Annotated in this window: 27 protein-coding genes; 16 read left to right on the forward strand and 11 right to left on the reverse strand. The window is 39.0% G+C overall.

The genetic code is table 11. The annotated features are described in order from the left end of the window. Positions 1–143 precede the first annotated feature (143 nt). Positions 144–350: a helix-turn-helix domain-containing protein gene (locus ACTHN6_RS04050; RefSeq protein ID WP_440434437.1), complete on the reverse strand. Its 207-nt coding sequence runs from the start codon at positions 348–350 to the stop codon at positions 144–146. Between the two features lie 155 nt (positions 351–505). On the opposite strand from ACTHN6_RS04050, the gene ACTHN6_RS04055 reads away from it, so the two are divergent. After that, a complete protein-coding gene (locus tag ACTHN6_RS04055; RefSeq protein WP_440434438.1) occupies positions 506–1141 on the forward strand; it encodes a hypothetical protein in 636 nt (211 codons plus the stop codon). Positions 1142–1158: 17 nt separating this feature from the next. Beyond that, positions 1159–1401, forward strand: a complete 243-nt coding sequence (locus ACTHN6_RS04060) for a hypothetical protein (RefSeq protein WP_440434439.1) — start codon at positions 1159–1161, stop codon at positions 1399–1401. A gap of 40 nt (positions 1402–1441) precedes the next feature. Here ACTHN6_RS04060 and ACTHN6_RS04065 read toward each other — a convergent pair whose 3' ends face one another. The 5 genes from ACTHN6_RS04065 to ACTHN6_RS04085 form a co-directional block, all read right to left on the reverse strand. After that, positions 1442–1852: an EVE domain-containing protein gene (locus tag ACTHN6_RS04065; protein ID WP_440434440.1), complete on the reverse strand. Its 411-nt coding sequence runs from the start codon at positions 1850–1852 to the stop codon at positions 1442–1444. A 49-nt stretch (positions 1853–1901) separates the two neighbouring features. Further along, complete coding sequence (rfbD, locus tag ACTHN6_RS04070) at positions 1902–2810, reverse strand: dTDP-4-dehydrorhamnose reductase (RefSeq protein ID WP_440434441.1); 909 nt, start codon at positions 2808–2810, stop codon at positions 1902–1904. A 45-nt stretch (positions 2811–2855) separates the two neighbouring features. After that, a complete protein-coding gene (locus ACTHN6_RS04075; RefSeq protein WP_440434442.1) occupies positions 2856–3842 on the reverse strand; it encodes a UDP-glucuronic acid decarboxylase family protein in 987 nt (328 codons plus the stop codon). Between the two features lie 117 nt (positions 3843–3959). Continuing rightward, positions 3960–5096: a DegT/DnrJ/EryC1/StrS family aminotransferase gene (locus tag ACTHN6_RS04080; RefSeq protein ID WP_440434443.1), complete on the reverse strand. Its 1137-nt coding sequence runs from the start codon at positions 5094–5096 to the stop codon at positions 3960–3962. A gap of 112 nt (positions 5097–5208) precedes the next feature. Further along, complete coding sequence (locus tag ACTHN6_RS04085; protein ID WP_440434444.1) at positions 5209–5817, reverse strand: hypothetical protein; 609 nt, start codon at positions 5815–5817, stop codon at positions 5209–5211. Between the two features lie 212 nt (positions 5818–6029). Here ACTHN6_RS04085 and ACTHN6_RS04090 point away from each other — a divergent pair, with 212 nt between their 5' ends. Together ACTHN6_RS04090 and ACTHN6_RS04095 are read left to right on the forward strand one after the other, a co-directional pair. After that, the gene (locus ACTHN6_RS04090) at positions 6030–6617 is read left to right on the forward strand and encodes a DUF4142 domain-containing protein (protein ID WP_440434445.1); all 588 of its coding nucleotides are present in this window, start codon (positions 6030–6032) and stop codon (positions 6615–6617) included. A 130-nt stretch (positions 6618–6747) separates the two neighbouring features. Then, positions 6748–8016: a 3-deoxy-D-manno-octulosonic acid transferase gene (locus ACTHN6_RS04095; RefSeq protein WP_440434446.1), complete on the forward strand. Its 1269-nt coding sequence runs from the start codon at positions 6748–6750 to the stop codon at positions 8014–8016. Here ACTHN6_RS04095 and ACTHN6_RS04100 read toward each other — a convergent pair. Next, positions 7989–8684 carry a hypothetical protein gene (locus ACTHN6_RS04100; RefSeq protein ID WP_440434447.1) on the reverse strand — a complete coding sequence of 232 codons (696 nt, stop codon included), beginning with the start codon at positions 8682–8684 and terminating at the stop codon, positions 7989–7991. The two genes, ACTHN6_RS04095 and ACTHN6_RS04100, sit on opposite strands and share 28 nt — an antisense overlap. Positions 8685–8747: 63 nt before the next feature. Between ACTHN6_RS04100 and ACTHN6_RS04105 the strand changes: the two genes are divergently transcribed. Together ACTHN6_RS04105 and ACTHN6_RS04110 are read left to right on the forward strand one after the other, a co-directional pair. Further along, positions 8748–9323, forward strand: coding sequence for a thymidine kinase (locus ACTHN6_RS04105; protein ID WP_440434448.1), 576 nt, complete (start codon positions 8748–8750; stop codon positions 9321–9323). A 158-nt stretch (positions 9324–9481) separates the two neighbouring features. Continuing rightward, positions 9482–10180 (forward strand): L,D-transpeptidase family protein, encoded by a 699-nt coding sequence (locus ACTHN6_RS04110; protein ID WP_440434449.1) that lies wholly within the window; start codon positions 9482–9484, stop codon positions 10178–10180. A 63-nt stretch (positions 10181–10243) separates the two neighbouring features. Here the strand turns inward: ACTHN6_RS04110 and ACTHN6_RS04115 are convergent, their stop codons facing one another. Continuing rightward, positions 10244–11170 (reverse strand): S66 peptidase family protein, encoded by a 927-nt coding sequence (locus ACTHN6_RS04115; RefSeq protein WP_440434450.1) that lies wholly within the window; start codon positions 11168–11170, stop codon positions 10244–10246. A gap of 135 nt (positions 11171–11305) precedes the next feature. Between ACTHN6_RS04115 and ACTHN6_RS04120 the strand changes: the two genes are divergently transcribed. Then, positions 11306–12262: a hypothetical protein gene (locus ACTHN6_RS04120; protein WP_440434451.1), complete on the forward strand. Its 957-nt coding sequence runs from the start codon at positions 11306–11308 to the stop codon at positions 12260–12262. Positions 12263–12309: 47 nt separating this feature from the next. On the opposite strand, the gene ACTHN6_RS04125 is transcribed toward ACTHN6_RS04120, so the two are convergent. Both ACTHN6_RS04125 and ACTHN6_RS04130 read right to left on the reverse strand, forming a co-directional pair. Next, positions 12310–13488, reverse strand: a complete 1179-nt coding sequence (locus tag ACTHN6_RS04125) for a trans-sulfuration enzyme family protein (protein WP_440434452.1) — start codon at positions 13486–13488, stop codon at positions 12310–12312. A 63-nt stretch (positions 13489–13551) separates the two neighbouring features. Next, positions 13552–13983 carry an OsmC family protein gene (locus tag ACTHN6_RS04130; protein WP_440434453.1) on the reverse strand — a complete coding sequence of 144 codons (432 nt, stop codon included), beginning with the start codon at positions 13981–13983 and terminating at the stop codon, positions 13552–13554. A gap of 116 nt (positions 13984–14099) precedes the next feature. Between ACTHN6_RS04130 and ACTHN6_RS04135 the strand changes: the two genes are divergently transcribed. From ACTHN6_RS04135 to ACTHN6_RS04165, 7 genes are all read left to right on the forward strand, one after another. Further along, positions 14100–15521: a chloride channel protein gene (locus tag ACTHN6_RS04135; protein WP_440434454.1), complete on the forward strand. Its 1422-nt coding sequence runs from the start codon at positions 14100–14102 to the stop codon at positions 15519–15521. Positions 15522–15611: 90 nt separating this feature from the next. Beyond that, positions 15612–16307 carry a lysophospholipid acyltransferase family protein gene (locus tag ACTHN6_RS04140; protein ID WP_440434455.1) on the forward strand — a complete coding sequence of 232 codons (696 nt, stop codon included), beginning with the start codon at positions 15612–15614 and terminating at the stop codon, positions 16305–16307. An 82-nt stretch (positions 16308–16389) separates the two neighbouring features. Beyond that, the gene (locus ACTHN6_RS04145; protein WP_440434456.1) at positions 16390–16770 is read left to right on the forward strand and encodes an endonuclease domain-containing protein; all 381 of its coding nucleotides are present in this window, start codon (positions 16390–16392) and stop codon (positions 16768–16770) included. 26 nt (positions 16771–16796) lie between these two features. Beyond that, complete coding sequence (gene priA / locus ACTHN6_RS04150) at positions 16797–19361, forward strand: replication restart helicase PriA (RefSeq protein ID WP_440434457.1); 2565 nt, start codon at positions 16797–16799, stop codon at positions 19359–19361. A gap of 168 nt (positions 19362–19529) precedes the next feature. Then, positions 19530–20117 (forward strand): TMEM175 family protein, encoded by a 588-nt coding sequence (locus ACTHN6_RS04155; RefSeq protein WP_440434458.1) that lies wholly within the window; start codon positions 19530–19532, stop codon positions 20115–20117. A 51-nt stretch (positions 20118–20168) separates the two neighbouring features. Further along, positions 20169–21053: a sugar phosphate isomerase/epimerase family protein gene (locus tag ACTHN6_RS04160; RefSeq protein ID WP_440434459.1), complete on the forward strand. Its 885-nt coding sequence runs from the start codon at positions 20169–20171 to the stop codon at positions 21051–21053. Between the two features lie 333 nt (positions 21054–21386). After that, complete coding sequence (locus ACTHN6_RS04165; RefSeq protein WP_440434460.1) at positions 21387–22379, forward strand: sugar phosphate nucleotidyltransferase; 993 nt, start codon at positions 21387–21389, stop codon at positions 22377–22379. 89 nt (positions 22380–22468) lie between these two features. Here ACTHN6_RS04165 and ACTHN6_RS04170 read toward each other — a convergent pair whose 3' ends face one another. Then, positions 22469–23176 (reverse strand): MIP/aquaporin family protein, encoded by a 708-nt coding sequence (locus ACTHN6_RS04170; protein ID WP_440434461.1) that lies wholly within the window; start codon positions 23174–23176, stop codon positions 22469–22471. A 177-nt stretch (positions 23177–23353) separates the two neighbouring features. Here ACTHN6_RS04170 and ACTHN6_RS04175 point away from each other — a divergent pair, with 177 nt between their 5' ends. Together ACTHN6_RS04175 and ACTHN6_RS04180 are read left to right on the forward strand one after the other, a co-directional pair. Beyond that, positions 23354–23917: an RNA polymerase sigma factor gene (locus ACTHN6_RS04175; protein WP_440434462.1), complete on the forward strand. Its 564-nt coding sequence runs from the start codon at positions 23354–23356 to the stop codon at positions 23915–23917. Positions 23918–23927: 10 nt separating this feature from the next. Then, the gene (locus tag ACTHN6_RS04180; protein ID WP_440434463.1) at positions 23928–24263 is read left to right on the forward strand and encodes a hypothetical protein; all 336 of its coding nucleotides are present in this window, start codon (positions 23928–23930) and stop codon (positions 24261–24263) included. Positions 24264–24305: the final 42 nt, after the last annotated feature.

The following is a 24305-nucleotide window of genomic DNA, read 5'->3' on the forward strand; positions in this document are numbered from 1 at the left end:
AGCCTGCGTGAATTAATTACGGGGCAGCAATTTTTGTAACCAACAATGATAGTTAAAAGAAAGTGAAGGATAATATATGCTTTTAGAAGCATCACAATAAATGTGGCATTAAATAACTTCTGTTCTAAAATCATTATAGCTAACTATCCTATGGCAGTCAATATAATTGTTATAATTGAAACATCCAATGCTGTGGCTATTTGTTCAAGTCTTTGCAATGTAATATGGCTTGTTTTCCCCCTTTCTATATCGCTGTAGGCAGTATGGGATATACCAATGCAATCTGCAATAACAGTTTGTTTAAGGTTTTTTGATCTGCGGATTTCCTTAATGGCTTTTCCTACCTGCATTTTTTATATTTTAACTTATAGGCAGCTGGGATATTATAAATTAAAGGTAGAAAGAATTTTTTTAGTTGTTATCGAATTTCAAGTATTACTTGAAATGTTGTAGTTGTTTTTGCTATACCCAGTTATTAATTTTGATATACAATTAGCCATTTGAAATGAAAAAAATCTCCCCTCTGCCGCAGCTTTTGTTTTTAGTAATAGGTATTGCTTTTTTATTATGTAAGTGCGGTGATAAGGAAATTACTCAATCAAAGACGTTAACTGCTTCAGTTGAAAATGCAACAACAAAACACCCAATTTCAGATCAGGATTTTAATACTTGCATGAGTAATGCAGATTTAATAACAAATATTGTAGAAAGACCCACAAGAACACTTGACAGCGCATATGCTCAAAGAGTAGCAAATGCTACTTCAGAAACTCAGGTGCGTTCAATTTTAAGTGAAAGGTTTACTGCTAATGATGTTAATTTATTAGTTAGCGCAGCATATTCATGTAAAAACTTAACTGCCAATATTTCCAACACTACCATCGATTGGCATAATAAGGTTACTACATACATGGATAGCACAAATGGAGGAGGAGTTGGTGCGATGCATGTTCCAGGTGAATGCGAAAAAAACAGAGATGATGGGCTCGAAGGTTGCGACCATACAGAATGGTTCATGATAGGATGCAGTATTTTAGGAGGGTTTATTAATCCATGGCTTGGCGCAGCTGTGCCGTTGAAACAAAGCTTGGAGCTGATGAATGCCGCTCAAGTATTCAAACATCATATCAGCACTGTATAGGGCATTTAAAAAAATATATGACAAGAAATCAAAAATTTACTTTAATAGCAGTAATACCTGCCTTATTATTACTACCGCTTAACTTATTACCTGCATTATCACCATATAGATACTATGGTATTTTGGGTATGCTTATAGCAGAAACAATTATTGTTTTAATATTCGCTCAGAGAATGGAAAAAAAGGAGATTGTTAAACGCATTGTCTGGGCAATTGTAATAGGTATTTTTGCTATCATATTAAAATATATAAATTTTTAAGCGCAATGATAAACAATGCTAAAATATTTTGCCTGCAGCTTTACTTCATCCCACCCAGCTCCATTATCACATTCCATTCTTGATCTGTTACAGGCTGAACAGATAACCGGCCAAGCCTTACCAGTGCCATGTTTTTTAAACGATCATCGGCTTTTACCTGCGATAGTGTAACAGGCTTCTTTATTTTCTTAACAGGCTTTAAATCGACAACCACCCAATTTGTATCATCGGTAGTAGGATCCTGGTACGCTTCTTTTGCAACTTTGGCAATGCCCACAATTTCAGTGCCTTCATTACTGTGATAAAACAGCACTTCATCGCCTTTTTTCATTTCCCTTAAATTATTGCGTGCAGCGTAGTTTCTAACGCCATCCCAGAATGTTTGTTTATCTTTTACAAACTGGTCCCAACTGTATTTAGAAGGTTCTGATTTTACAAGCCAGTAAGCCATATATGAGTAATGAATAATGAATAATGAGCTGTGAGAAAGCCAACGTAAGCTAAAGCTTTTCCAAACATTCTTTCAAACTATCTTTCCAATGCTTTAACTGAATATTGAAAGTGTTTACAATTTTTGTTTTATCAAACACAGAATAAGCCGGCCGTTTTGCAGGCGTTGGATAAGCTGATGTGGGAATGGGATTTACTGCACAATCTAACTGCTTAATATCTCTTATGGCAACCGCGAAATCGTACCATGATATATCGCCTTCATTGCTGAAATGATAAATACCGGGAAAGCCGTGAGCTGTGAGCTGTAAGCTTTGCGTACTTTCTTCCGTTTTTCCCCCACTCACAACTGACAACTCACCACTTATAATTTGTATTATCGCTTCTGCCAGGTCTCTTGCATAGGTGGGCGAACCAAACTGATCACTTACAACATTAAGTTCCTTGCGTTCTTTCATTAAACGCAACATGGTTTTTACAAAATTGGCTCCATATGCACTATACACCCACGATGTGCGGATAACAATAGTTTGCGGATTATTATTGAGTGCAAGTTGTTCACCCATTAGCTTGGTATAACCATAATAATTTACCGGATCGGTTTTAGCATCTGTTTTATAAGGCTGCGTACCCTTTCCATCAAAAACATAATCTGTAGAAATGTGAATGAGCCTGGCATTATATTGATGGCATTGTTTCGCAATATTGCCAACCGCCTCCGCATTTATTTTATAAGCCGTTACCTGGTCTGTTTCCGCTTTATCAACGGCCGTATAAGCAGCACAGTTGATAAAAAAAGCTGGCTTATATTTTTCAAAAGCTTCTTTTAGAATGTTTTCGCTTGTAATATCCAAATCATCCCTGTCCGTAAAAATAAACTGACAGTTATCTTTCGATGCAATGTCTTTCAATTCGCTGCCAAGCTGCCCTTTTTTCCCTGAAACTAAAATATAGTTCATACAAATTATTCTCTTACCAGGTAGTTTTTATAATTAGAGAAACGATTAAAGTTTATTCTGCTTTGTAAATTCTTTAGGTAGTTTATACCATTCCTCACTTGACAGGTTTTTAAAATATTCATACGTTTTCTTCAGGCCCTCCGTTCTGCCTACTTTGGGTTCCCAGCCTAAGATATTCTTTGCTTTTGTAATATCCGGCTGGCGCTGCTTGGGATCATCAACCGGTAACGGTTTATACGTAATCTTTACACTTGCGCCTGTAAGTTTTAGAATTTCTTCCGCAAAATCTTTTAAAGAAATTTCGTGGGGATTGCCAATGTTTACAGGCATTGCATAATCGCTAAGGAGTAAGCGATAAATGCCTTCGATCAAATCATCAACATAGCAGAAAGAACGCGTTTGGCTGCCATCGCCAAATACCGTTAAATCTTCTCCGCGTAAAGCCTGGCCAATAAATGCCGGCAATGCACGGCCATCATTCAAACGCATACGTGGCCCGTAAGTATTGAAGATGCGAACAATTCTTGTTTCTACGCCATGATATGTATGATACGCCATGGTTATAGCTTCCTGGAAACGCTTGGCTTCATCATATACGCCGCGTGGGCCAACCGGGTTTACATTGCCCCAATATTCTTCTGTTTGCGGATGCACCATTGGGTCGCCATATACTTCGCTGGTAGATGCCACCAGTATTCTTGCTTTTTTATCTTTTGCCAAACCGAGGCAGTTATGCGTGCCAAGCGAGCCAACCTTTAATGTTTGAATAGGTATTTTTAAATAATCGATGGGACTTGCAGGCGATGCAAAATGTAATATATAATCAAGATGGCCGGGCACATGAATAAACTTTGAAACGTCGTGATGATAATATTCAAATTCCTTCAAAGGAAAAAGATGCTCAATGTTTTTAATATCTCCCGTTATAAGATTATCCATTGCCACAACCTGGTAACCTTCTTTAATAAAACGGTCACATAAATGCGACCCCAAAAAACCTGCGGCGCCTGTAATAAGAATTCTTTTGCTCATAATATTTTTTATTTGTAAATGTTTGTTTTGGTGGTAGTGCAATGATAAGTAAATATGTTATAGAATATTGTTTGATAAATTAATCTGCTTTGCAGTGCTTGCAACTATGCTGCCGTATCAATTAAAAAATGCAAGCATATTTTCTGTTATATATTTCAGTTGCTCATCATCTAATTCGGGGTGCATAGGCAATGAAATAACCCGTTCTGTAAGCCAGTCGGTAACAGGCAGATCATATTCAAAGCCGCCAAAGGTTTCAAACATTTTTTGCCTGTGGCCGGGCACGGGATAATAGATCATGTTTGGGATTTTTTTATCTGAGAGATAAGCGCTCAGTTCATCCCGCAAACCTTTTTTATCGCTATCTAAGATCAGCGTGTACTGGTGAAAAACATGCCTGTTATTCTTTGCCCTGAATGGCGGCTTTATAACGGAATGATTGGCAAATGCTGCATCATAATAATCTGCCACTTTTATACGCGCATTAATGTTGGTATCAAGATGCTGCAGCCTTATATTTAAAATGGCAGCCTGTATAGTATCCAGCCTTGAATTGCAACCCACCACATCGTGATAATATCTTTTGCTCTGGCCATGATTGGCAATCATGGTAAGCTTTTGCGCCAATGCATCGTCGTTTGTTAATAGGGCCCCGCCATCGCCATAAGCGCCAAGGTTTTTTGCAGGATAGAATGAAGTTGTTCCAATGGTTCCAATCGTCCCTGCTTTTTTACTGCTGCCATCTTTGAAAAAATAATCGCCGCCAATAGATTGCGCATTGTCTTCTATTACAAATAAATTATGTTCTTTGGCCACCTGCATCACTGCTTCCATATCACAACTTTGTCCATATAAATGAACCGGTACAATGGCCTTTGTTTTTGGCGTGATGGCTTTGCGTAAACTATCAATATCAATATTAAAAGTTTGTTTATCTACCTCTACAAAAACAGGTTTTAAGCGCAGCAAAGCCACCACTTCCGTTGTAGCAATATAAGTGAACGATGGGGTAATGACTTCATCACCGGGCTGCAGGTCTAAAGCCATCATGGCTATTTGCAGCGCATCCGTGCCATTGGCGCATGGAATAACGTATTTTACATGTAAATATGCTGCCAGGGCTTTGCTGAATTCCTGCACAGGCCTGCCGTTTATAAACGCAGCGCTTTCTATTACATCAATTACAGCCGTATCAATTTCTTTTTTTAAATGTTGATACTCTGTTTTCAGGTCAACCATTTGTATAGCACGCATGAGAAAAATTTGCGGGCAAAAGTAGGAAAAGTTAAGGAGTATGTTTTTCAGGTTTTACAATACTGTCATAAAAAAGCCCCCGCTATGCGGAGGCTTGATGGTTGGTGTTTTTTTATTCATTATCACCTAAACTGTAAGCATTATTTTCTTCATCTTCTTCTCCAATAGCTTCATCGGCATCATCATCTTCTTCGCCGGGCACATCAAGATCATCGCCAGAAAAGTCTTCTCCTTCATTTAATCTCTCTCCATCATCATCCGTATCATCCAGTTCCGCTTCAAACAGGTTTTCATTGTCTTGCGTATCCATTTGTTCCGTTCTTTCCAGTGCAATTTTCTCATCTTCCGTTACATCGGCATCATTGCCTGAAGGTTCATCAATTATATCCGCATCATCTTCATCTGGATTTCCATCCGGTTCTTCTGTTGTTTCAGGCGCTTCATCGCTTGATATAATAAGGTCGTTTTCATCAATCTCTTCACCCACGGGCAACCGTTCACTGGCGTATTCGGCTTCATCTTCGCCAAAAATTCCAACGCCTTCTTCATCATCGCTGGAAATGGTTGTATCGGCCATTTCACGCAATTCAGGCACATGAACATTTTCCTGGCCGGGAATATCTTTTACATCGGGCAAGTCAATTGTTGTTTCTTCAGGCCCAAGCTTTGCCTTATCTTTTTCTGAATCATGAATGTCAGAGGTTAAATTTTTATCAGCCATATGCTTTTTAATTTGGAAGTTACGAAAACAATGCCATGAAGTATTTTGTTTTTTAAAGAACTATTTATTTAATACTTAAATGATATTGGTTAAACGTAGCGTAAAAATATCCACATAAATATAATTATTAGGCGGGCTGCTTAGGAGGAAAATTTATGGCTTGGCATTTGAAACAATTACACCATTCTAATCTTTACAAAAAATAATAATTTATGAAAAAGTTAATAGGTATTATTTGCGTAGGATGCCTTGGAGTGTTTGGCGCCTGCAACAACAGTTCTTCAAATCAGGACAGCGTAGATAGTGCGCAGGACATGAACGACAGTATGCTGCCCGATAGCAATTCATCTGCTATGAATTCAGCACCCGCATCGGAAGAAGATGCCAAATGGGCTGTGGATGTTGCCAATTCAGGCATGACAGAAATAGAATTGAGCAAGGTGGCGCAAACAAAAGCCAGCGACCCAAGGCTTAAAGATTTTGCGGATATGATGGTAACAGATCATACTGCCGCTGCTGATAAGTTAAAACAACTTGCCGCTGCAAAAAGCATTACGCTGCCGGATAAGCTGAGCGATGCTTCACAGAAAAAGCTGGATGACCTGAATAAAAAGACAGGGAAAGACTTTGATAAAGCTTATACAAACGATATGCTTGACGGGCATAAGGATGCCGTAGATGCTTTTGATAAAGGCAGTAAGAATTTACAGGACGCCGATTTAAAGAATTTCGCGTCTACAACCCTGCCTACAATTCAAATGCACCAGGATTCAATAAAAGCAATAGCAGGAAAAAAATAAATCCACTATAATCAATAAAAAACCGTCTCCTTAAGAGGCGGTTTTTTTATGTATATAAATTGTGAAGAGGATTGTTTGAATTAAAATTGATGTAAGCGCCATATATAATAATTTTATTTTTTGTTGCTGCATGTTTACATTTTTCTACAACATCTTTATAAAACTTTATCCAATTGGCGCTACTATAATATCGCCATTTAATGAAAAGGCTGCATTCTGGATAAAAGGCAGAAAAAATATTTTTAATAAGGTAAGTAAAGCAATTGCTGATGATACGTCATTAAAAATATGGATGCATTGTTCTTCGCTTGGTGAATTTGAACAGGGCAGGCCATTGCTTGAAAAATTCAGGCAATCGTATCCTTCCTATAAACTGGTGTTGACTTTTTTTTCACCTTCCGGTTATGAAGTGCAGAAGAATAGCAAGATCGCCGATTATATATTTTACCTGCCTGCTGATTCAAAGGCAAACGCTGAAAAGTTTATCCGGTTAATCCAGCCTTCGCTTGTAGTGTTTGTAAAATATGAATACTGGTTTTATTATTTAAAAGAAATCGATAAACGCAATATCCCGTTAATACTTGTATCGGGTATTTTCTTTCCTAATTTCTCTTTTTTTCAATGGTATGGAAAGCTGCAGCGGCAAATGCTCACATTCTTCACGCATTTTTTTGTACAAACAGAAGATTCTAAAAACCTGTTGCATTCAATTAATGTTAATAATGTAACCGTATCCGGAGATACGAGGTTTGATCGTGTATTGGAAGTAGCATCCGAATTAAAACAGTTTCCGGTAATTGAAAATTTTATTGGCGATAAAAAAGTTATTGTCGCCGGCAGCACGTGGACAGAAGATGATGAAGCGCTTGATCATTTCGCCAACACACGCCCGGAGTTAAGATTTATAGTTGCACCGCATGATATAAGTAAGGAAAGGCTGGAAGAATGCTGCAAATTGTATAAGCATGCCATATTATTTTCTGAATATAATAAAGCCATTGCCGGCAGCCAGCCATTGCCTGATAACATCAATACATTGATTATTGATAATATCGGCACACTTAAATTTCTATACCGATATGCCGCTATATGTTATGTGGGTGGCGGTTTTGGCGATGATGGCATTCATAACATTCTTGAAGCGGCTGTATATTATAAACCGGTTTTATTCGGGCCGGCATTTGATAAATTTTATGAAGCCTTGCAATTGATTGATAAAGGCGGCGCCTTTGATGTGGAAGATGCCATTGAACTGGAAGCGCAATTAGATGAGTTATTGCAGGATGAATATTTATACAGGCAGGCCTGCCGCATTGCCGGTGATTATGTAAAAAACAATGCAGGCGCAGCAGGCATTATTATGAATTATATTCAGGAAAAACGCCTTCTTATCAATTGATCAAATAAAACCGATGCCGGGCTGTTTTCGTTCCAACCCAGTTTTAATTTCAATTCTCTTTTTATCCATAATTCCGCTTCGCCGTAAATATTAAAACTATTGATGGTTTTAATGCTGCGGTCATACATGGTTTGATCACCGCGGAACAATTCATTAATAAAAAGATATTGGTCGTTAATGCCAATTCCTTTGCGTAAATCTTTTATAGGCCCTGTGCTTATGTTTTGTGCAACTTCCTTTTGCGAAGATGATTGTTGTTTCAGCCTGTCATTCAAACTTTCCTGCTGTGATAACGTTTCGTTAACTTCCTGTTGTTTCAGTGCAAGCGTTGGTATTTCTACCATTGGATTGAAATAATTAAATTTATCTTCCTCTTCATCCGGCTGAAACACTGCTTCTTCCTTTTCTTCAGTTTCTATAATTGGAGCAGGTTGCTGTGGATCTGTTGATACCGGAGGAAGTATTGTTTCAATGCTGGTTTCACTCACAATGGCACTGCGGGCGGCAGGATAAAATACTGCAATGGATTCCTGCCGGTACTGTTCGTTTTGGGCAGACCTCTCCAGTTCAGATAAAAGCAATTGTGCTGTTATGCGCAATTGTTCATTTCCTGCGTTACTGTCATACAGTTCCTGTAAGCGTGCTATCAATAAGCCGGCTTTTTCCATAAGATATCTATATTTGAAAGCTTTACGTTATGGAATAACGATGTAAAGTTAAAATTTATTTCGATGTTTATTGAACCACACATAAAAGGAGGAAGGCGGGGATGGATTGAAGTGATCTGCGGTTCTATGTTCAGCGGCAAAACGGAAGAGCTTATACGCAGGCTGAAGCGGGCCCAAATAGCCAATCTTAAAACAGAAATATTTAAACCAGCCATTGATACACGTTATGATGAAATGAATGTGGTAAGCCACGATGAAACTACTATTATAGCGCAACCGGTACAACATTCACAAAATATTTTATTGCTGGCAACCGATGCCGATGTAATAGGCATAGATGAAGTGCAGTTTTTTGATAATGGCATTGTTAATGTTTGCGAACAACTTGCTTTAAACGGCACACGCGTAATTGTTGCCGGGCTTGATATGGATTTTACAGGCAAGCCTTTCGGGCCTGTTCCACAGTTGCTCGCCATAGCCGATTATATTACCAAACTGCATGCTATTTGTGTGCATTGCGGCAATATTGCCAGTATATCGTACCGTAAAACAAAACAAAGCGGGCAGGTAGTAATTGGCGAACTGGATGTGTATGAACCAAGATGCAGGGTTTGTTATGAGAAAGGGGATGCGATGTGAAGGTGGTTGAATAGTTGATGGGTTGATAAGAGATTGGAATTGGTAATTTGGAATCGTACTAATATCCATTGAATATTTAAAGGGTGCCGCGACTCTATTTTTTTTATAGATCGTGTTTACAGTTAAGATTTAATATGGAATACCGGCAAACAAAATCAATGAAACCTGTTTTAATCTTATTCTTTTGTATCCTGATCATATTTGCCAAAGCGCAATCAAACAGCTCTTTTAATCAATATGTGCCTAACAGCAACCAGGTACTGTTTGTAAAAACGCCTTCTGCCAGTTCAATTAAGGGAAAGATGTTTTTGTATGAAAGAAAAAATGATAAACAGTCCTGGAAGCTACGTGATTCCTTTGCAATAACGGTTGGGCGCTCCGGCCTTGCCAAAGATGCACATACTGCAATTCCATTGAATAATAGTTTACCGCTGAAGCATGAAGGCGATGGTAAATCGCCATCCGGCATTTTTAAGTTGTGGAAAGTGTTCAGTTATCATAACCTGCAACATTTAAAAATGCCTTTTGTGCAGGTTGATACGAATTTTTATTGTGTGGATGATGTTAACTCCCGTTATTATAACCAGCTTGTGCTTGCTGATACCGTTGCAAAAGATTTCAACAGTTTCGAGCACATGAAACTTAACAGCAATGGTTATGAATATGGTGTTTGGGTTTTATACAACAGCAATCCTGCAATAGCCGGTAACGGCTCCTGTATTTTTTTGCATGTGTGGAGCGATGAAAATACGCCAACTTCCGGCTGTACGGCCATGGCAAAAGAAAATATGCTGAAATTAATTTACTGGCTGGATTCAGCGAAAAACCCTGTGTTATTGCAAGTGGTTGGGGAATAGGTGAATAGTTGATGATTGATAAGTTGAATAGTTGACCGGGCGCATAGGAACTTTCTAAACCCGTCAACTAATCAACCAATCAACTTGTTCCGTAAGCATTACAGCGGTTTCATTTACATTAAGCTGAAAATTGCCGCCCACTTTTAATGCATAATTTTCATTCACATGTCCAACCGGGAAATCGAAACAAACGGGATAATTATATTCTTTCACTTTATCAACTATCAGCTCATATAATTCCTGCCCGAAAGGAATGGTTGTGTCTTTCATGTTGGCAAATTTGCCAACAATAAGGCCTGAAAGACCGTCTAATTTACCAGCCCGTTTTAGTTGCAGCAACATCCTGTCGATATTGTATAAATACTCGCCAATATCTTCTATAAACAGTATTTTATTTTTTGTGCTGATGTCTGAGCGTGTTCCAACAATATGCGCCAGCAGCGCAAGATTGCCGCCAACCAATTCCCCTGCACCAATTCCTTTTCTGTTTAAAGGATGTGAAGCAATTGTATATGATTGATGTTTGCCTGTAATGCTGTTATAGATTGATTGGATATAAATTTCACTTTCTTCCATCTCATTAAAAGCGGAAGCCATCGGTGCATGTAGTGAAGCAATGTTATAGTTTGAATAAATGTGGGAGAGAAGAAGGGTTATATCACTGTAACCGATGATCCATTTGGGATGCTGTACAAATTTTATGAAATTGATGTCATCAATTATCCTGCTTAGACCATAACCACCCCTTGCACAAAAAATGGCTTTAACTTCTTCATCATCCAGCATAGATTGCAGGTCATCTAAGCGTTCTTCATCCGTACCTGAAAAATAACTGCATTGTGCGCCTAATGTTTTTCCACGTTTAACCTTAAAACCCCATTGGTGCAGGGTTTCAATAGAAGGCTGCATTTTTTCCAACGGCATGCAGCCGGAAGGGCAAATCATGCCAATTGTATCACCTGGTTTTAAGTATGGAGGAATTATTGTCATTCGTTTAAATATTGCTTTTAAATTGCCGCAGGATACACAATTAAACATTAGATTATAATAAATTATTCACGAAAGCATGTTTAATGTGCGCTGTATTCTTCAAAATAAAATATTTTATCAGTAAGAATGGATATTATGAAAAGGTTACAGGTTTTATTTTTTGTTTTTATATTTTTTGTGTCATGCGGCAATGATGAAAATAATACGGCACAAAAGAGTTTGGCTGATGAGTCAGTCAGCAACAATAAAACTATTGTAAAAAAATTTTTATTTGATAACACCAAAGCAGAAACCGCAGGTAATGCAGATTGGGTGATTGATGAAGATAATAATCTTGCAAAGCGGTTGCCAACGCCAGTGCAGGAAAACATTAATGCTTCAACACCTGAAACTTACTGGATGGGCGCTTTATCATCATGGGGCATTGCATTGGTGAAACAAAAACAAACGGTAGAAACCTTACAGGAAAATGGCCACATTACTTATGGCGATTCAAAAAATATACAAGACTTGTCGCATTATAATGTTTTTATTGTGGATGAACCCAATATCCGTTTCAGTAACGATGAAAAATCAGCTATTATAAATTTTGTAAAGAATGGTGGTGGCTTGTTTATGATTACAGATCATGATCATTCAGACCGCAATAATGATGGCTGGGATTCGCCTGCTATATGGAATGATTTAATGAATAATAATACGCTTCAAAAAGACCCCTTTGGGTTTTCTATTTATAAAACAAATATCAGCCAGCGGTCCTCCAATATTACAACACTTGAAAATCCAATTACACAAGGCAGGCGGGGAGAAGTAACATCCCTGCAATTCAATAACGGCGCAACTATTACGCTTACATCGCCAACTGCCAAAGGTTTATGCTGGATGAATAATTATCCTCAAAATAACATACGTGTAATGGCTGCTTACAGCACTTATGGTAAAGGAAGGATAGTTGTTATTGGAGATAGTTCCCCCGCTGATGACGGCACCGGTGCCAAAGGCAACAAACTGCATGATGGCTGGAATGCGGTTGGTGAAAACCATTCCAGCTTTTTTATGAATGCATCGCTATGGCTGGCGAAGTTGCAATGAAGCAAGAGGTGTCAGCATTCAGCTATTGGCAAATCGGAGACCAGGCGTTAGTCCAGTGCCTGGTTCAGATCATTAATAATATCATCCACAAATTCCAGTCCCACAGAAATTCTTATTAAACCTGGCGTAATGCCCACATTCAGTCTTTCCTGTTCTGTAAGCTTTGAATGTGTGGTGCTGGCAGGGTGCGATGCGATGCTTCTTGTATCGCCGAGATTGGCTGTCATGGAAAGCATCTTCAGTTTATTCAAAAATTGCCTTCCTTTTTCAACGCCGCCCTTCACTTCAAAACAAACGATGCCGCCGCCCGCTTTCATTTGCTTCTTTGCAATTTCATACTGCGGATGATCTTCCATGAACGGATATTTTACCCACTCCACATTTTTATGTTGTTTTAATGCCTGCGCCACTTTTACGGCATTCTCGCAGTGGCGTTGTAAACGCACATCCAATGTTTCGAGGCTCTTGCTTAATATCCATGCATTAAAGGGCGATAAAGAAGGGCCTGTATTACGGCTGAATAAATAAATATCTTTTATCAAATCTTTTCTGCCAACAACAATGCCACCTAAAACGCGGCCCTGGCCGTCAATCCATTTTGTTGCAGAATGCACAATTATATCTGCACCGTATAATATAGGTTTTTGCAGCAAAGGCGTTGCAAAACAATTGTCAACATTGTAAATAAGATTATGCTGTTTGGCAAATTTTCCTGCCCATTCGAGGTCAATAATTTCAAGTTGCGGATTGGTTGGCGTTTCAATAAACAACATCTTGCTGTTAGGCTTCACGGCTTTTTCCCAGGCCGCTTTATCATCTGCATCAACCAAAGTAGTTTCAATACCATAACGCGGTAAAAATTTTGTGACCATTGTGTGGGTACTGCCAAATACCGAGCTGCAGCATATTAAATGATCGCCCTGTTTCAGCAACGCAAACATGGATGCAAACACTGCCGCCATGCCCGATGCCGTTGCATAACCTGCTTCGGCGCCTTCCAGCGCACACATTTTTTTTATAAACTCATCAACGTTGGGGTTGGTAAAACGGCTGTAGATGTTTTCTTCCCTTTCATCCGCAAATGCAGCCCGCATGGTTTCCGCTTCATCAAAACAAAAACTGCTTGTTAAATAAAGCGGCGTGGAATGTTCCATTTCGCCTGTCCTGTCAATTTGTATTCTTATTGCTTCGGTTAATTCATTTGGTTTGTTGCTTGTATCGCTCATTTTTATTGGTTATTGATTTGATATTTTTTTATTACGAAGCACGCTGATCAACGCCAGCATTTGTTATCCGTTTTCCTTTTCTACTTTCACGCTCCATTTAATATCAGCGCCTGCCCTTCTTAATGTTTCAGCTACGGAACAATATTTATTGATGGATAATTCCACAGCCCGTTGTGCTTTGCTTTCATCCACATCGCCATAAATTATAAATTCAAGCTCCACTTTTTTCCATACAGAAGGTTCAACACCGGCTTCCCTTTCACCCCGCACAATAGTTTTATAATCTGTTACGTTCTGTCTTTGCTTTTTCAGAATTGATATCACATCCATGCCGCTGCAGCCTGCAAGTGCCATTAATACCATCTGCATTGGCCTTACGCCAAAATTATCCCCGCCATGCTCCGAGCTGTTATCTATCTTAACAGATTGTCCGTATTCATCTTTTACTTCAAAACCATAATCCCCATGCACCCGGTTTAATTCAACTGTTATCATTTTTAAAATTATTTGCCGGCAAAAATACTGTATGTTATCAATTTGATTTTATATTATGATATTGGAAACACATATTGTTAAATTTGCCGCCACATCGCAAATAGTAAAAATATTTAATGAAAGATTTTTTCAGGAAGATTTATACCAATATCCGTCTTAAGCTAAAGGGTGCATTCGATGCCATCAGCAATGAAAACATTAAAAGTAATATTCTGCAGGCAGTGCCCTTCTGGATTGCTTCAATTATAACAGGGTTAATTGCAGTACTCTATACAAAAATGTTTGCATTCGCAGAATCAATAAGAGGTTGGCTTTTTGATACACATGCATGGCTTTTCTTTATAATAACACCTGTTTGTTTTATTATTTCATGGTGGGTGGTTGCAAAATTTTCGCCTTATGCTAAAGGCAGCGGTATTCCACAGGTTATGGCGGCTATAGAATTGTCAACGCCGAGGTATAACAGCAAAATAAAAAAGATGCTGAGCATTCCCGTCATTTTTGTAAAAATCATTTCTTCTTTAATTATGACATTGGGCGGCGGCATTATAGGCAGGGAAGGGCCCACCATACAAATTGCCGGTTCCATATTCAGGAAGGTAAATGAGTGGCTGCCTGCATGGTACCCAAAAATTTCAAAGCGTATTATGATCATGACCGGTGCTGCAGCCGGGCTTGCCGCTGCTTTTAATACACCGCTTGGTGGCATTGTGTTTGCTATTGAAGAGCTTACCAAAACACATCTCAGCTATTTTAAAACGGCCATATTTACGGCCGTTATTATTGCCGGTTTAACGGCACAGGGCTTTTTAGGTTCTTATTTATATTTAGGCTACCCGCAAATTAATGCGCTTTCATGGTGGATATTCAGCTTGGTGATCGTTGTGGGCGCCGTAGCCGGTTTTCTTGGCGCATACTCAAGCCGTATTGTACTGCTTATACAGAAATGGAAGTCAACATTTAAATTTCAATACCAGCATGTTTTATACCTGGTATTTTGTGCGCTGCTTATTGCCAGCTTTGCTTTTTTCTTTAGCGCCGATGCCATTGGCTCCGGTAAAGATTTAATGGTGAAGGCGTTGTTTACTTCAGAAAAATATACTACCTGGTATATGCCGGTGCTTAGAATAACGGGCACCATTTTTTCATTCACTGCCGGTGGTGCAGGTGGTATTTTTGCGCCTGCATTAAGTGCGGGGGCAAGCATAGGCTCGCTGGTTTCAGGCTGGTTTAATTTAAATGGCAGCGATGCCAACATTATTATTCTTTGCGGTATGGTAAGCTTTCTCACAGGCGTTACGCGGTCGCCGTTTACCTGCGCCATCCTTGTTTTGGAAATGACTGACCGCAATAACCTTATTTTTCATTTAATGTTTGCCGGACTTGTTGCAAGCATCGCTTCACTGCTGGTAGATAAACATTCATTATACCATCATCTTAAAGACCAGTATCAGCATGAATTAATGCATGAAGATGATGCAAAGCCACAGCAAACTACCAGTGATGCAAAACAGGGCGATGCGCAGAAAAATGAATAAATTCCGGAATTCAGATGATATACTTATTTTGACTGCGTGAAAATAATTATCCGCTTTTTTCAGCTTTTATATTGGTTGTATGCAATGCTTATGTTCATTGCTTTAATGCTTATCGTTTTTATATTGGTATTTATTTACCTGCCCCTGGGTAAAGTAAAAGCGGGAAACCTTGTTTATAAAACATGTCATGTATGGGGTGTTATATGGTATTTTCTTATTGGTATAAAACATAAGGAAATTTATGAGGCGCCGCATAGCAGGAATAACCAGTACATCTTTGTTGCCAACCATTCTTCTTACATGGATATTCCTTCCATTGTAATGAGCATGCACCAACCGGTGCGTGTGTTGGGTAAATATGAAATGGTGCATTACCCGGTTTTTGGTTTTATTTATCGTGTGGCCGTTATTTTGGTTGACAGGAGTGATGCGGCGCATCGTGCAAAAAGCTTACGGGCTTTAAAAGCAGCCATTGGACATGGCATTTCTATTTTTATTTTTCCTGAAGGCACATTTAATGAAACCGGAAACCTCTTAAAAGAATTTTATGATGGCGCTTTTCGCACGGCTGTTGAAACGCAAACGCCCATAAAACCAATTTTGTTTATTGATAACTATAAAAGACTTAACCAGAAAAGTATCTTTTCATTAACACCCGGGATTTCACGTTGTGTTTATTTAGATGAAATAAGTGTTGAAGGTTATACCGCCAAACAGGATATAAAGTTGCTTAAGCAAAAAGTATATGATGTTATGGAGGAAGGATTAAGGAGATATAGAAAATGAACCCCAGGCCTAAAGGGAGTTATTTAACTTCCCTAATTTTATACCAGGCCTGAATAAATATTAAAATTGTGCGCTTCAAACAATGTTGACTTATAAAATTTCATTTCAATATTCACCTAAACCAGATTGGAAGGAAGGAATGCATTACGGAGCACACCCTCTTATATTTCAAAAAGCGGAAGCTTTGCGAAACCAGACGACACGTGCAGAGGAGTTATTATGGAATTATCTTAAAGTCAATGAATGGAAATTAAAGTTCAGAAGGCAACATCCTTTGTCAATTTATGTTGCAGATTTTTATTGTCACACTTTAAAGCTGATAATAGAAATTGATGGTTCCGTTCATAATGAAGAAGATGTTAAAAGAAATGATGCTGAGAGGGAAGCTAATGTAATAAGCCTTGGCATAGCGATTATACGTTTTAAAAATGAAGAGGTAATAAACAAGCCGGAAATTGTTTAGCCAGTATTAAAAAGAAAATTGACGAGATGCAATCATCCAGTAACAATGTTGGTACAACTCAAACAAATAGCGGCGAAAGAAAATTTAACGACGGCGCAACTGCGGATGGCTTTCCCCCTTTAGGGGCAGGGGGCTCCAAGGATGCTCTTTTCGCCGAAATCATCATCCCGCTTGCATTGCCGCAAACCTATACATGGCTTATTCCCGCACAATTTCAGCAAGCCGCAAAGCCGGGTATTCGTGTTGAAGTGCAGCTAAGGAATAAACGTTATTCTGGGATTATTAAAAAGCTCATTCATCAAAAACCTAAAGATTTTCAGCCAAAACCTATTCTTAATATCCTGGATGATGAGCCATTATTGCACCGGCAGCAATTGCAGTTATGGCAATGGGTGGCAGATTATTATATGTGCAGTGAAGGCGAAGTAATGCAGGCTGCCATGCCGGCCAATCTTAAATTGTCAAGTGAAACTATTTTAGTTTGGAATGATGAGCACAACGAAGATTTCAGCAATTTGAATGACAAGGAATATATTGTTGCCGAAGCATTAAGCATCAAGAAAGAATTAAAACTGAGTGAAGTGCAGCAGTTGCTTGATGCATCGCACGTTTATCCTGTAATAAAAAAACTGATTGAAAAAAACGTTTGCCATGTTTGGGAAGAGCTGAAAGAAAAATATAAAGAGAAAACAGAAACCTATATTACACTTCATCCGCAATACCAGGATGAAGAAAAGCTGGCCGGGTTATTAAATACTTCAACCCGGGCGCCGAAGCAAATGGAATTGCTCTTATCTTACCTGCATTTGATTAAGGAAGAAGGTGAAGTAACACAATCATCATTATTAAAAAAATCCAATGCGGCCGCTGCACAATTAAAAGGGCTGGTTGATAAAAATATTTTGCTTGCAGAAAAGCGTTCCATCAACCGCATAAGAAGCCTGCCAAAGAATGTTCATATCGATTTCACTTTATCATCTGCCCAGCAAACCGCATTGAATGAAATTGATGGTTCATTCAAAGAAAAAAATGTTTGTCTATTACATGGCGCTACGGCAAGCGGTAAAACACAGATTTATATTAAGCTGATAGAACAATATATTCAGCAGGACAAACAGGTTTTATATATGCTGCCGGAGATTGCATTAACAGCACAGGTTATACGCAGGCTGCAAAAACATTTTGGCGGTTATATTGCCGTATATCATTCCAAATTCAATGCAAACGAACGAGTTGAAATATGGAACCGTATTAAAAGTGGCGAGCTGAAAGTGTTACTGGGCGCACGTTCTGCATTGTTTTTGCCATTTAAAGACCTTGGGTTAATTATAGCGGATGAAGAACATGACGCCTCTTATAAGCAGCAGGACCCGGCACCACGTTATCATGCAAGGGATACGGCAATTTATTACGCCTCTTTATTTGATGCAGGCGGTGGTGCAAAAGTTTTATTGGGCAGCGCCACGCCTTCGGTGGAAAGTTATTTTAATGCGCAAACAAAAAAGTATGCATTGGTTGAATTAAAAGAGCGTTATGGCAATGCTGTATTTCCTTCAATAGAAATAATTGATCTTACAAAAATTGCTTCCAAAGAACGGGTGCCGCTTTCTCCGCAACTGAAAGAAGCTATTGATGAAACGCTGGCGCAACATAAACAGGTCTTGCTTTTTCAAAACAGGCGTGGTTATACACCTTACATGGTTTGCAATGTTTGTGGCTGGATTCCGCAATGCAAAAACTGCGATGTAACGCTAACATATCATAAGGCAAAGAATAAAATGGTTTGCCATTACTGCGGCACTGAATATCCCGTTTTATACACCTGCCCGCAATGCGGCAGCCACGATTTTAAACAGCGGAATTTTGGTACGGAAAAACTGGAGGAACTAGTTGTTGAAACATTTCCGGCTGCAAAAGTGGCCCGTATGGATTACGATACCATGAAAGGCAAAAACAATCATGATACACTGATAAAATTATTTGAACAGCAAAAAATAAACCTGTTGGTTGGCACGCAGATGATTGTAAAAGGTTTGGATTTTGAACATGTAAACCTTGTGGGCATTTTAGATGCAGACAGCCTTTTGTATTTTGCTGATTTCCGCGTAAATGAACGTGCTTTTCAATTGATGGAACAGGTGAGTGGAAGGGCTGGCCGTAAAAATGATAGCGGCAAGGTATTAATACAGGTGCGCAACACGCATCACCCGGTTTTAAAGTTTGTAAAAGAACACGATTATAAAGCCTTGTATGATTTCGATATTCAAAGCAGGCAGTTTTACCATTACCCGCCATTTACAAGATTGATTCATTTTTCTTTCCGTCATAAGGAAAACCATATTGCAGAAGAAGCGGCAAATATTTTTACAGCGGGTATTAAAAAAGATTTTGAACCATACATTACAGGCCCGGCCCAGCCTGTCATCAACCGTTTGCGTAATAAGTATATCTGGGATTTATTATTGAAACTGCCACGCAATTCAGAGCTTATACATCATTGTAAAGTGCAGGCGGAACAACAGATTGCTATTTTAAAATTCAATAAGCGTTACAGCAGCGTGGATATCGTTCCTGATGTTGACCCGGTATAATGTTAATCAGTTAATGAAAACATTTCGCATAACTTCCTGCAAAGGCAATAACTTTTATCCATTATTTTTATCTCAACTAAATTGCTGTATAACTTTCATCATCAAAACAAAAAACTGCCTGGCAATTGGGCTTCTAAGAAACGCTTAACAATCAATCAATACAATAATATGGGCAAAACAAGACTCGAAGCTTTTAGTGATGGTGTTCTCGCAATCATTATAACCATAATGGTGCTCGAATTAAAAGTGCCTGAAGGAACAAACCTGCAGGCTTTGAAAACGGCTTTGCCAATATTTCTTACGTATGCCTTAAGCTTTATTTATATTGGCATTTACTGGAACAATCATCATCATTTAATGCATTTGGTGAAACATATAAGCGCCGGTATAATGTGGGCAAACCTTAATTTATTATTCTGGCTTTCTCTTATTCCGTTTGCAACTGCATGGATGGATGAAAATCATTATGAGCCGTTACCTGTGGCATTATACGGCATATTGCTGGCAGTATGCGGCATTGCTTATACCATACTCCAGGTAACAATTGACAAATGCCATAAAAGCGAGGGCGCTTTAAAACAAATAATGATGGCACAGCGCAGAAAGGGCATAATATCTTTTATTATTTACATTGCTGCCGCGCCTTTAGCATATATAAATACAATTATTTCAGGCTGCCTGTTTGTGGGCATAGCAATTGTATGGATTATTCCCGACAAAAAGATTGAACACCTTACAACAACAGAAAGTGAATAACTTTAATCTGTGCTTTTAAAATAATATCTCTCTTACCGACAAACAATTAACATGACAACAAGAAGATCTTTCATTAAAACAACATCCCTTGCTTCTGCTGCATTATTTATTAAGCCCGGCTCTATGCATTTTAAAAATTCCTACATCGGTTTACAGCTTTATACTGTAAGGGATGCTATGGGAAAAGACCCGGCTGGCACACTGGCTAAAGTTGCCTCCATTGGTTATAATTCTGTTGAAGGCGCAACCTATACCGGCACAGAAAAATTTTATGGCATGGATGCAAAATCATTTGCGGCATTGCTTAAACAAAATGGTTTAATTATGCCCAGCAGTCATTACCGCCTGGGTGAAGACAAGGAAAATGGCAAAGATGTTATGGGAACTATTTTGCATGACTGGGATAAAGCGGTTGATGATGCAAAGGCTGTTGATGTTAAATACATGGTTTGTGCATGGCTTTCACCGGCTGAACGCGGCAATATTGATCATTATAAACTGCTTGCAGAGCGTTTAAACAAGGGCGGCGAAACCTGCAAAAAAGCAGGCATACAGTTATGCTATCATAACCACGATTTTGAATTTACAGAAGATAACGGCCAGTTGCCTTATGATATACTATTAAATAATACAGATAAAGACCTTGTGAAATTTGAGCTTGATCTTTACTGGGTAAGCAGGGCGGGCCACGACCCGGTAGCATTGTTTAATGCAAACCCCGGCCGTTTCCCGTTATGGCATATAAAAGATATGGATAACACACCGAAAAAGTCTTTTACCGAAGTGGGCAATGGCGTGATTGATTTTAAAACCATCTTTAAAGGCGCAAATAAAGCCGGCTTAAAATATTTCTTTGTTGAGCAGGACATAACACCTGGTGATCCTTTCATCAGCATTACAAAAAGTATAGATTACATAAAAAAGAACCTTATTTAAACCGTTAGTGGTTAATAGTAATGTCGGGGTATTTGGGGATCTCTGCAAACAATAAATAATCGTTTTCAAAACGGTTAGATACTGATTATTGAACATTGATTTATCATTTAAACATTGGCTATTTGAATGATATGCATCTTTACGGCCAACCGTGCCGCTATGCAAGACAACTGGCGCAATCGTAAAAATAAATTAACATTTACAAAGTAAATGCACAGCGAAACTTTGCGGGGATTAAATGTAAAAAATACAATTCTATTGTTTGTGGAAAAAGTTATTAATTTCACGCCGTTGCAGAATGTGTAATTTTCACATTTTGCACTAACATTCTCCATGAAAGCGATTATCCCGGTTGCAGGCGCAGGCGCTAAGTTGCGGCCGCATACATATACACAGCCAAAGGCACTAATTCCAATTGCCGGTAAAACAATTTTAAGCTTTATTGTTGACCAGTTGCATGAGGCAGGCGTTCATGAATTTATTTTCGTAATAGGTTATCTCGGCGAAAAGATACAGGAATATGTGCTGCAAACATACCCGCATCTTACCTGTCATTTTGTGCAGCAGAACGAACGGCATGGCACAGGCCATGCAGTGGAATTAACCAAAACTTTTATTGGTAACGATGAAGTTTTGGTTACGCTCGGTGATACTATTTGCGAGTATAATATTAAAGAAGTGATTACTGCACCGGGCAACCTGCTTGGGGTAAAAAAAGTGGACGACCCGCGCAATTTTGGCGTAGCTGAAATTGACGGCGAAGGAATGATTGAGCATGTAATTGAAAAGCCTGCTATTCCCAAAAGCAATATGGCGCTGGTAGGCATTTACAAAATAAAAGATACTGCTGTTTTATTTAAATGCCTGGAACAATTGTTTTCGCAAAACATAACCAGCTTTGGTGAATATAATTTAACGGATGCACTGGATTGCATGATGCGGCGTGGCGTAAAGTTCAAATCGTTTAAGGTAAAAAACTGGTTTGATTGCGGCAAGAAAGAAACATTGCTTGAAACCAATACTATTCTCTTGAAAAAATTTGGTGGGGCAGTAGATACCAATCTTCAGCGTGAGAATTCTATTATCATTCCACCGGTAGCTATTGGCCCCGGCTGCAGGTTAAGAAATTCTATTGTTGGCCCGCATGTATCCATTGGTGCCAATACCACGCTGGAATATTCTGTTATACGCGATAGTATTGTGGGCGCTTATACTAACCTTTTTGAAGTGGTGCTTGATAATTCGCTTATTGGGAGTGATGCCAGCGTTAAAGGCTTAAGCCGCACATTGAATATTGGCGATAATACAGAAATAGATTTTGGATAATTTTTTACATCGTTAATATGAATAATGATATAAAATTTTTACCAATCAACTTTATCAACCAGTCAACTTATCAACTATTCAATAAATAATCAGCCAATAAACTTAAAGAGCACTGCAGCCAGCACACCACCTGTAATTGGCCCCAGCACAGGTATCCAGCTATATTTCCAATCGCTGCCGCCTTTATTTTTTATTGGAAGAATAGCATGCATAATGCGCGGGCCTAAATCCCTTGCCGGATTGATGGCATAACCGGTGGGGCCGCCCATACTTAAGCCAATGCCCAATACAAGCAGCGCCACAGGCAAAGCATCAAGCGAGCCTAATTTATCAGCGGGGGAAACAATAAACAGTACCGCAAGGATAAACACAAACGTTCCTATTATTTCTGTAATTAAATTATGACTTGCGTTTCTTATGGAGGGCGAAGTACAAAATACAGCAAGTTTGGTGGCGGTATTTTCCGTTGCATCAAAATGTTGCTTATAAGCTATCCAAACCAGCAGGGCACCTATCATAGCGCCAAGCAGTTGCGCAGCAATGTATGTGGGAACCAGGCTCCAGCTAAATTTTCCGGCTGCCGCCAGTGCAATGGTTACGGCTGGATTAAGGTGGGCGCCACTCGCCGCCGCACTCACAAATACGCCGGTAAAAACAGCCATACCCCAACCCATTGTAATTACTATCCAGCCACTGCTGAAACCATTTGTTTTATTTAATACAACATTGGCAACCACACCATCGCCAAGAATAATTAATAAAGCCGTTCCTACAAGTTCGCCTGTAAAAGCAGTCATACTTCAGAATGTTTTTTTTATTCAATTGAGGTTATTGATTAAGAGCTGTAAATATATAATGATTACTAAATAATCCGTGCAATCTGTTAACCTGCCCAAATCAGGGTTCAGAGAAAATAATCTCATCTTTATTGAAGTAATTTTACTTTTCAATCGTCTTCTTTACAAATTACGGGCATGGCTGAAATAGCCGCGGAGAAAAATAATATCATACAAATTATAAAATCATATGGCCAGCAATTGTTTGGCTTTATACGCAGCCGTGTGCCTACCAATGAAGATGCAGAAGATATTTTGCAGGATGTTTGGTACCAGTTGAGCAACCAGCCTGCAGCAGATGAAATTGAAAGCATGAGTGGCTGGCTGCACCGTGTGGCCCGTAATAAAATAACCGATAAATACCGCAAGAAAAAAGAACAAAGCCTTGAAGATTATGCCGGCATGGAAGAAGATGAAGATGCATTGAATATTGCTGATATTTTAATGGCGGAAGATGATGGTAATGCCGATACAAAGGAATTGCAGCAACTGTTTTGGGACGCGTTTTTTAATGCGCTGGAAGAACTGCCCGCAAGCCAGCGCGATGTTTTTATTTTAAATGAACTGGAAGATAAAACGCTGCAGCGGATTGCCGATATGCAGGGCGAAAATTTAAAAACAATCATATCAAGAAAGCGGTATGCAGTAAATCATTTACGCAAAAGGCTTGAAGACTTATATAATGAATTCATAAATTACTAAAATACATTTTATGCCACGCAATAAAAGAATGTTCCCGTTCCCGTTTTTAATATTGCCATTGATATTATTGGCAGGGCTTATTGTGATGTTGTTATGGAATGCAATTATGCCAGTTGCTATTCACGCATCAACACTTAATTACTGGCAGGCACTTGGCTTATTTATTTTATCAAAAATATTATTTGGCGGTTTCCGGGGAAGGCCGCCTGTTGGGCGCGGGCCTGAAATGTGGCGGCGTGGCGGCGGCTGGCAGTTGCGGGAGAAATGGAAAAATATGAGTGATGAAGAAAGGGCAAAATTCCGCGAAGCACTGAGGCAGCGCTGCCAAAAGCCACGGCAGGAATAAAAATGCATTCGCCTGCTTAATTTGATTATTTACCTACGGTTT

Origin of the sequence: Parafilimonas sp., assembly GCF_051953455.1 — a bacterium.
Taxonomy (GTDB): Bacteria; Bacteroidota; Bacteroidia; order Chitinophagales; family Chitinophagaceae; genus Parafilimonas.